Annotated in this window: 1 protein-coding gene; it reads right to left on the bottom strand. The window is 43.2% G+C overall.

Annotated elements, in window-relative coordinates:
* Positions 1–144: 144 nt before the first annotated feature.
* Positions 145–10,386 (bottom strand): GEVED domain-containing protein, encoded by a 10,242-nt coding sequence (locus H7U04_RS11065; RefSeq protein ID WP_201059809.1) that lies wholly within the window; start codon positions 10,384–10,386, stop codon positions 145–147.
* Between the last annotated feature and the right edge of the window lie 215 nt (positions 10,387–10,601).

Here is a 10,601-nt window from a genome sequence, read left to right as displayed (position 1 = left end):
CATAAAAAAAGAGAAGACCTATCAGGTCCTCTCTAGATGTTAGCTTTTCGTCACCCACTACAGTTGACAAAGAGCCCAAATACCATGAGGTCTATTTTAATTGAAATCTGGATTCTTAAGGTCCTATACGACCGTTAAATCATCTTAACGTTTGCGTCGTTTTGCGCCATAGAGTCCAAATCCAGCTAGAAGACTTGCCAAACCAAAGATTGCAAGGTTTGAATCCTCACTACCAGTTTCTGGAAGTTGAGCTGTCTTATCACTTGGATTGATAAAGTGAGCTTCTTCTTTTGTTTCTGGAAGTACTGGAGCCTTAGGCTCTTCTGTTTGTGGAGCTGGCTGTGGCTCTGGTGTCGGAGTTGTATCCGGCACTGGTGTTGGAGTCACAATTTGTTTGTAGATGTGTTGAGTATTACCATTTTCATCTACAACTGTCTTCACAAATTCATAACCTGGGATTTCTTTCTTAGGTTGTTGGCCATCTTCGGTTGGATAACCAGGGATTGGCGTACCATTTTCATCAACGTATGACGTCGTTACTTGCTCGTAGACATGTTCGATATCACCATTAGGTAATTTCTTAGTTTCTACGAAGCGGTAACCTGGAATTTCAGCTTTTGGCTGTTCACCATCAACTGTAGGATATCCTGGGATTTCCTTACCTTCTTTATCAACAAACTTAGTGATTGGAAGGACAGTTGGTGTGTAGGTAGCTGAAGCCTTAGTTCCGTTAACATCTTCACGAACCACTGTGACTGCTGGGGCAGTTCCTGTAAATTCAGTTTCTGGTGTGAATGTTACAGTACCATCGGCAGCTACTGTGTAAGTTCCGACACCTGCAATAGTCTTAGTAGTTGAGCCATCTTCAAAGGTAGCTGGTACTTGGTTATTCATTGGTACACGGCTATCGCCTTCAGTGAAGCTTGGCTTACCTGTTTGCGTTTGACCTTTATTACCAATTGAAGTAACTGATTCTGCAGTTGGTGTTACTGGTGTTACTGTTGGTGTATAGGTAGCTGTAACGGCTGTACCGTTCTTATCAACACGTTTCACGGTCACACCTGTACCTGTTCCTGTGAATGCTTTTTCTGGGACGAAGGTTACAGTTCCGTCTGGAGCAACTGTGTAAGTTCCTTCACCTGGAATAACTTTAGTTGTTGAGCCGTCTTCAAAGGTAGCAGGTACATCATCATCCATTGGGACACTTGGGTTACCAGGCGTGAAGCTTGGTTTACCTGTTTGTGTTTGACCTTGGATATCTGTAGATGTTGCTGGCTCTGAAGTTGGTGTAACTGGAGTTACTGTTGGCGTGTAGGTTGCAGAGGCTTTGGTTCCGTTCTTATCTTCACGAACCACTGTTACAGCTGATGCAGTTCCTACGAATGATTTTTCTGGAACAAAGGTTACGGTTCCGTCTGCTGCTACTGTGTATGTACCAACACCGTCTACAGTCTTAGTCGTTGAACCATCGTCAAATGTTGCTGGAACATCGTCATTCATTGGTACACGGCTGTCACCTTCGGTGAAGGTTGGCTTACCGGTTTGAGTTGCACCTTGAATATCTGTTGATGTTGCTGGTTCCGCTGTTGGAGTAACTGGAGTTACTGTTGGTGTGTAGGTTGCAGAGGCTTTGGTTCCGTTCTTATCCTCACGAACCACTGTTACAGCTGGTGCAGTTCCTACGAATGATTTTTCTGGAACAAAGGTTACGGTTCCGTCTGCTGCTACTGTGTATGTACCAACACCATCAACAGTCTTAGTCGTTGAACCGTCGGAGAAGGTTGCTGGAACGTCATTGTTCATTGGTACACGGCTGTCGCCTTCTGTAAATACTGGCTTACCAGTTTGTGTAGCACCTTGAATATCTGTTGATGTTGTTGGTTCAGCAGTTGGAGTAACTGGAGTTACTGTTGGGGTGTAGGTTGCAGAGGCTTTGGTTCCGTTCTTATCTTCACGAACCACTGTTACAGCTGGTGCAGTTCCTACGAATGATTTTTCTGGAACAAAGGTTACCGTACCGTCGGCTGCTACTGTGTATGTACCAACACCATCAACAGTCTTAGTCGTTGAACCGTCGGAGAAGGTTGCTGGAGTATCTTCATCGATTGGAACATTAGGATCCCCTTCTGTGAAGATTGGTTTACCAGATTGTGTTTGGCCTTGGATATCTGTTGATGTAGCATCTTCAGAAGTTGGAACGACTGGAGTAATTTTAGGTGTGTAAGTTGTTTCTACAGTTGTTCCATTAGTATCCGCAGCTTGAACTTTCACTGGAACAACATCACCTGAATAAGATTTGTCTGTTGGTGTGAAGGTTACAACACCTGTCTCTTTATCAACGGTGAAGGTACCAATAATATTGCCTGCTGGTGATTTCGCAAACACTGCCGCTGCTGGTTGGCCATTTTCATCAAGAAGAGTAATGGTATCTTTGTCGATTGGAGCAACGGAATCTCCCTCGGTAAAGGTTACTGTTCCGGTCTGAACCACGCCTTGAGGACCAGTTGATTCTGTTGGTGTAGCAGTTGGAGTCACCGGTGTTACTGTTGGTGTGTAAGTCGCAGATGCTTTGGTTCCGTTCTTATCTTCACGAACAACCGTCACAGCTGGAGCTGTTCCAGTAAATGATTTCTCTGGAACAAAGGTTACTGTTCCGTCTGCTGCTACTGTGTATGTACCAACACCCTCAACAGTCTTGGTAGTTGAACCATCTTCAAATGTTGCTGGAACATCGTCATTCATTGGTACACGACTATCACCTTCAGTAAATTCAGGCTTACCTGTTTGGGTTTGACCTTGTTTACCTGTTGTTTCAACTGGTGTCGCTGTCGGTGTTACAGGAGTTACTGTTGGCGTGTACTTAGCTGTAGCTGGTGTACCATTCTTATCTACACGTTTAACTGTTACACCTGTACCTTCTCCTGTGAATGATTTTTCTGGGACGAAGGTTACTGTGCCATCAGGAGCTACTGTGTAAGTACCTTCTCCTGAAATAACTTTAGTTGTTGAGCCATCTTCAAAGGTTGCTGGTACATCATCATCCATTGGGATTACAGGGTTACCAGGTGTGAAGCTTGGTGTACCTGTTTGTGTTTTACCTTGGATATCTGTAGATGTTGCAGGTTCAGCAGTTGGGACAACTGGAGTGATCTTCGGTGTGTAAGTTGTTTCAGCAACTGTTCCGTTTGTATCTTTACCTTGAACCTTAACTGGGACAACATCACCTGAATAAGATTTATCAGTTGGTGTGAAGGTTACAACACCTGTTTCTTTATCAACTGTGAAAGTACCAATTTCTTTACCTTCTGGTGATTTAGCAACTACAGATTCTGCTGGCTGACCATTTTCATCAAGAAGAGTAATGGTATCCTTATCGATTGGTGCAACTGGGTCACCTTCGGTGAAGGTTACTGTTCCATTTTGAACAAGACCTTGAGGGCCAGTTGATTCTGCTGGTGTTGCTGTTGGGGTTACTGGAGTCACAGTTGGTGTGTACTTAGCAGTAACTGGAGTACCGTTCTTATCGACACGTTTAACCGTTACGCCTGTACCTTCTCCAGTGAATGATTTTTCTGGTACGAAGGTTACTGTTCCGTCAGCTGCTACTGTGTAAGTTCCTTCACCAGGAATTGTCTTGGTTGTTGAGCCATCTTCAAATGTTGCAGGTGTATCATCATCCATTGGAACATTTGGATTACCTGGTGTGAAGGTTGGTGTACCTGTTTGCGTTTGACCTTGTTTGTCAGTAGATGTTGTATCTTCTGCAGTTGGTGTAACTGGTGTTACGGTTGGTGTATAAGTTGCAGAAGCTTTTGTTCCGTTCTTATCTTCACGAACCACTGTTACAGCTGGTGCAGTTCCGACGAATGATTTTTCTGGTACGAAGGTTACTGTTCCATCTGCTGCTACTGTGTAAGTACCAACACCGTCTACAGTCTTAGTCGTTGAGCCATCGTCAAATGTTGCTGGAACATCATCGTTCATTGGCACACGGCTATCGCCTTCAGTAAATACAGGTTTACCAGTTTGTGTAGCACCTTGGATATCTGTAGTTTCAACTGGTGTTGCAGTTGGAGTTACTGGAGTTACTGTTGGTGTATACTTCGCTGTAATTTCAGTACCGTTCTTATCCACGCGTTTCACTGTTACGCCTGTAGCAGTTCCAGTGAATGATTTTTCAGGAACGAAGGTTACTGTTCCATCTGGAGCAACTGTGTAAGTTCCTTCACCATCGACAGTCTTCGTAGTTGAGCCATCTTCGAAGGTAGCTGGAGTATCTTCATCGATTGGAACATTTGGATTTCCTTCGGTGAAAGTTGGTTTACCTGTTTGAGTGGCACCTTGGATATCTGTCGTTGTTGCATCTTCAGAAGTAGGAACGACTGGAGTAATCTTAGGTTTGTAAGTTGTTTCTACTGTTGTACCATTTGTATCAGCTGCTTGAACCTTAACTGGGACAACATCACCTGAGTAAGATTTATCTGTTGGTGTGAAGGTCACAACACCTGTTTCTTTATCAACAGTGAAGGTACCGATCACGTCACCTGCTGGTGATTTCGCTTCTACTGATGCTGCTGGCTGACCATTTTCATCAAGAAGGGTAATTGAATCCTTGTTAATTGGCGCTACTTCATCACCTTCTGTGAAGGTTACTGTTCCAGTTTGAACCAAACCTTGAGGTCCCGTAGATTCAGCTGGTGTTGCTATTGGAGTTACTGGTGTCACAGTTGGTGTGTAAGTCGCAGATGCTTTGGTTCCGTTCTTATCTTCACGAACAACCGTTACGGCCGGCGCTTTACCTGTGAATGATTTCTCAGGAACAAAAGTTACAGTTCCGTCAGCTGCTACTGTGTAAGTACCAACTCCATCAACTGTCTTGGTAGTTGAACCATCGTCGAAGGTTGCTGGAACGTCATCGTTCATTGGCACACGGCTATCACCTTCAGTAAATTCAGGCTTACCTGTTTGGGTTTGACCTTGTTTACCTGTTGATGTTGTATCTTCTGCTGTTGGTGTAACTGGTGTTACTGTTGGGGTGTAAGTCGCAGAGGCTTTGGTTCCGTTCTTGTCTTCACGAACAACCGTTACAGCCGGTGCAGTTCCGACAAATGATTTCTCAGGAACAAATGTCACCGTACCGTCGGCTGCTACTGTGTAAGTACCAACGCCGTCAACTGTCTTAGTCGTTGAACCATCGTCAAATGTCGCTGGAACATCTTCATTGATAGCTACTGTTTTCTCAACGCCATCAACGGTTACTGTTCCACCCTTGAATTCAGGTTTACCAGTTTGAGTAGCACCTTGGATATCTTTTGTTTCAGTTGGAGTTGCTGTCGGTGTTACCGGTACGATTTCAGGCGTGTAAGTTGTGTCCACCTTGATACCGTTTGAGCTTTCAGCTTGAACCTTGGCCGGTGTGACTACACCTGTGTATGATTTATCAGTCGGTGTGAAAGTTACTTGACCAGTAGCTGAATCGATAGAGTAAGTACCGATTTCAGTTGTACCATCAGCAGCATAAGCTGGTGTACTTGTCACTTCATTGCCATCATTATCCAAAAGCGTGTAGCTATTATCTTTAATCGTAATAGCTTTATCTTCACCATTCACTTGAACAGTTGTTCCTGAGAAGGTTGGTGTGCCTGTTTGAGTGGCACCTTGGATATCTTTAGATGTAGCTGGTTGAGCTGTTGGAACAGCAGCTACAACTGTTGGTGTGTAGGTCGCATCTGAAGTAATGGTTGCAGTCTTACCATTAGCATTTGTAATAGTAGCAGTTGCCTGAACAGTTACTCCTTTTGCAGTACCAACAAAGTCTTTTTCTGGCGTAAATGTTACTGCTCCAGTCGTTGGGTCGATAGTATAGCTACCTTCTCCTGCTACTGTTACAGTTGTTTCATCAGTCGGTTGACCAGTTGCTGGATCCACCAATTTCTTGCTTGTGATTTCAGCAGTCTTATCATTACTCAAATCAAAGGTTGGTGTTTGAGTTTGAGGAACGTTTTGAATATCCGCAGAAACCTTGTCTGTAGGAGTCACTGTAATTGGTGTTACTGATGGTGTGTAAGTCGCTGAAGCTTTTGTTCCGTTCTTGTCTTCACGAACGACTGTAACCGCTGGTGCTGTTCCTGTAAAACTTGGTTCTGGAACAAATGTAACAGTACCGTCTGCTGCTACTGTGTAGGTACCAACACCGTCTACAGTCTTAGTCGTTGAGCCATCATCAAATGTTGCTGGAACATCATCGTTCATTGGCACACGGCTATCGCCTTCAGTAAATACAGGTTTACCAGTTTGTGTAGCACCTTGGATATCTGTTGTTTCAACTGGTGTTGCAGTTGGAGTTACTGGAGTCACAGTTGGTGTATAAGTTGCAGAGGCTTTGGTTCCGTTCTTGTCTTCACGAACAACCGTAACAGCCGGTGCAGTTCCGACAAATGATTTCTCAGGAACAAATGTCACCGTACCGTCGGCTGCTACTGTGTAAGTACCAACGCCGTCAACTGTCTTAGTCGTTGAACCATCGTCAAATGTCGCTGGAACATCTTCATTGATTTCAACAGTCTTCTCAACGCCATCAACCGTTACAGTTCCACCCTTGAATTCAGGTTTACCAGTTTGTGTCGCACCTTGAATATCAGTTGTTTCAGCTGGTGTTGCTGTTGGGGTTACTGGAACGATTTCTGGTGTGTAAGTTGTATCCACCTTGATACCGTTTGAGCTTTCAGCTTGAACCTTGGCCGGTGTTACTACACCTGTGTATGATTTATCAGTCGGTGTGAAAGTGACTTGACCAGTAGCTGAATCAATTGAGTAAGTACCAATTTCAGTTGTACCATCAGCGGCATAAGCTGGTGTACTTGTCACTTCATTACCATCATTATCCAAAAGCGTGTAGCTATTATCTTTGATCGTAATAGCTTTATCTTCACCATTCACTTGAACAGTTGTTCCTGCAAAAGTTGGTGTCCCTGTTTGCGTTGCACCTTGGATATCTTTAGATGTAGCTGGTTGAGCTGTTGGAACAGCAGCTACAACTGTTGGTGTGTAGGTTGCATCTGAAGTAATGGTTGCAGTCTTACCATTAGCATTTGTAATCGTAGCAGTTGCCTGAACAGTTACTCCTTTTGCAGTACCAACAAAGTCTTTTTCTGGCGTAAATGTTACTGCTCCAGTCGTTGGGTCGATAGTATAGCTACCTTCTCCTGCTACTGTTACTGTTGTTTCATCAGTAGGCTGACCAGTTGCTGGATCTACCAATTTCTTGCTTGTGATTTCAGCAGTCTTATCATTACTCAAATCAAAGGTTGGTGTTTGGGTTTGAGGAACGTTTTGAACATCCGCAGAAACCTTGTCTGTAGGAGTCACTGTGATTGGTGTGACAGTTGGAGTGTACTTAGCTGTTGCAGTCTTGATGTAGTCCTGTTGGATCTTACCATCTTTGTTTCGACCAACTGGCGCTGACAATGTAACATCCACACCTTTGGCTGTACCAGTAAAGCTTGGATCTGGAATGAAGGTTACTTCACCCGTTGAAGGATTAATGGTGTAAGTTCCTTCCCCTTCAACTGTTACAGATGGCGCATCAGTAGTGAGACCTGTGGCAGGATCCACCAACTTAGCAGGATATTCTGCACTTGGAGTGATTGCAATCTTGTCACCATTTGAGTTAGTCTCAGTTGTGTTAAAGGTCGGAGTTTCTTTTTGAGTCGCCCCTTGAACATCAGTCGAAGTTTTGTCAACTCCTTCGATTTCAATTGGAGTGACTGTTGGAACGTATTGACCATCCATGGTATTCAACTGACCATTAATGTTTGGTTCTTGATCTGGGAATTTTGTTGACCAACCAGTATCATAACCGTTGTTATCTGAACGACGGATAGAAATACCATCAGCTGTTCCAAGGAAGTTATCTTCAGGAATAAATTCAACGTCTACATCTTTACCGTTGGCAGTAATCTTATACTTACCTTGTCCTGGAACGACATAGTAACCGTCCGCATCAAGAGTTGCACGGTTGCCATCTTTATCAACGATGTATGGTTCTACCGTTTCGTCAATAACGGCACTAGAATTAAGCTCATACTTGTGTTCTCCACGTGCTGTAAAGGTTACAGTTGCAGTTTGCTTCGCCCCTTGAAGACCACTTGTTTCCTTGAATTCCCCTTTTGGTGGGTGCGTAATTTGAGTTCTGAAGTCTTCCACTTCCCCTGAGAAGGCCATACCAGTTGGGCTCTCAATCTCGGTAGCCTTCTTGGCAATACGAACACGAGCACCTAGTTCTTTAACGCTAGGGTCGATATAAGTCTTGCTATTTGCAAAGGTCAACTCAACGGTGCCGTCATTTGTGATTCTTGCAAGATTAGAGCGTTCATCTTCATCAAAGGTACCATTTTGGTTAAAGTCTATCCAACCGTAGATATAAGCTTCTGAAGCTCCATCTGTATGGGCTTCTATTGACAGCTTGTAGTTACCTGGGCGTGTACGATCCATCTTGATCATCTCATTGGTTGAACCTTTAAGCTCATCTGGAAGCAATTGGTCAATTCCTTCATCGGCCGTAGTTGCCTTATCATCACCGAACCAGTCAAGAACAGTATTCTCATCCATATCTGGGCTCACATTACCAATATATGGTTGATTTACTTTAGCACCAGTTATACCATCTACAGTTGCAATGGTATGCATAGCTTTTCCGTATGACTCAGGAGCGTCCCCTTCATCAATTGGGAAGAATCCTAGCATTGCTGACTGTTTACCACCTGAAGCGACATAAAGTCCAACTTCAGAGGCACCACGCGTCATAACGATTGGAACAGTATAATTACCTTCAGAAATGTTTGGTCCAAAGATACCGGTTCCTAGACCACCTGTAACTTGGTCAGGATTTCCAAAATACTTCCAAGCTACTGGTTTCTTTTCTGGTCCAACTTGAGTAGATCTACGAAGTTGGTTTAAGTTGGTATTATTAAATTTAGGATTAGGTCCAAAAAGATTTTCAGTATCTTGTGGTGAATATGTTACAGAAGTACTTGGTCTGGTAAACTTTTTCCATTCTCCAATATGCTGCCAACCTTCTCCATTGGTAGTAAACATAACTAATTCACCTGGGTTAGCAGACTCCCCATCAGCCATAACAATAGCTGGCTTAACTGTCTTACCACGGAAGGTTGCAGAGATTTCAAACTGAACTCCAATATTTCCACCATTCAAAGCTGAACTTATGGTAGTCTTCTTGGTTTTCGTATCAATATTCTCAAATCTGATTTCAGTCCAATTATTTTGGGCATCAGCGACGATTTTGGCCTCTTCACCATTGTTAAAAGCTTGCTTAGCAGCATTTGAAGTGACTCCACTTACATAACCATTTTTTGCATTTGGATCATAGGTTGCTTTTTCAGCTTCTGTAGCCCCTTGATTTTCCATCCGTTTCTTATAGATTTCAGTCGCTTGGAAAGGTTTCAAAGATTTGACTTTTACAGTAACTACATAACCAGGCATGATTTCCTTGGTATAGGTAGACCAAACTTGAAGAGCCAATTTTTCTTCTAAGTTCTCAGTTGGTTTAACTTCACTTTTAGGAACTAATACTGTAGTAGTTCCTGTCCAGTTAGCTACATCTCCAAAGTCCAACCATGAGATTTGGCTAGCCATTGATTTGGCATCAACATTTGTAGTAAAGCCTGGTTTTTCAACTTTTGGAGTTGAGGTTGCGTCTTCTACATCATCACCAATCAAGTTTGGATCATTGGCATCACCAAGGGCACGACGTGTACGACGGCGACCAGAAGTTTCTGCTGTTACAACAGGTTGCACTACAGCAGACGCTTCGGCACCACTTGAAAGAGCATTCGTTGTAGAAGCTTCTGCTTGAACGTCCACACCTTGTGCTTCAGATGCTGTTTCTGAAGCAGGTGTCTCAGATGATGCTGATGTAACAGAGGCTGTCGTTGAAACTCCCGTAGTATTGCCTACACTTGTAGAGCCAGCAACACTAGTGGTAGATGCTGCAGTAGTTGCTGACGTTGACGAAGCTGCTTGAGATGTTGTCTCACTAGAAGCTTGTGTTGTAGACGTTTCAGAAGTAGCTGCGCTAGCATTTGAAACGGTTTGAGACTGACTATTAGTCTCAGTACTAGATAAAATATTTGCGACTTCCGTCGAAGCTTGAGCAGCAACAGCATTCTGAGAAGATGTCTCATCACTCACTGTAGAAGTAGTGCTAGCTACATCTCCTGCTTGGACTTGGTTAGCTGTTTCATCGGCAGATACTTGACTAGCAGTACCAACCATAACCAGAGTTCCAAGAAGAACGGAGCAAACCCCTACATTCAGCTTACGAATCGAAAATCGACTTATACGATCATTAAATAAATCTTTACCCACTTTGGTAATCCTCCACACTTATACTATTAAGTATCTCACCCCTCAATGAGATTAAAAGTATTTAAAAATACTAATCGTTAAATATTTTAACAAAATTCCTAATATTTGTGAAAAGAAATGCTCTTATTTTCAAATTTTTTATAAGGTTCACTTAAAAATAATCATGTAAACAATAGAATGATTATAGATATCACTATTTTTATAAACGTTTCAAT

The sequence above is a fragment of the Streptococcus sp. 22.1 genome, assembly GCF_016648645.1.
In the GTDB taxonomy this organism is placed as follows: domain Bacteria; phylum Bacillota; class Bacilli; order Lactobacillales; family Streptococcaceae; genus Streptococcus.
This window is presented reverse-complemented; position numbering and strand designations above follow the sequence as displayed.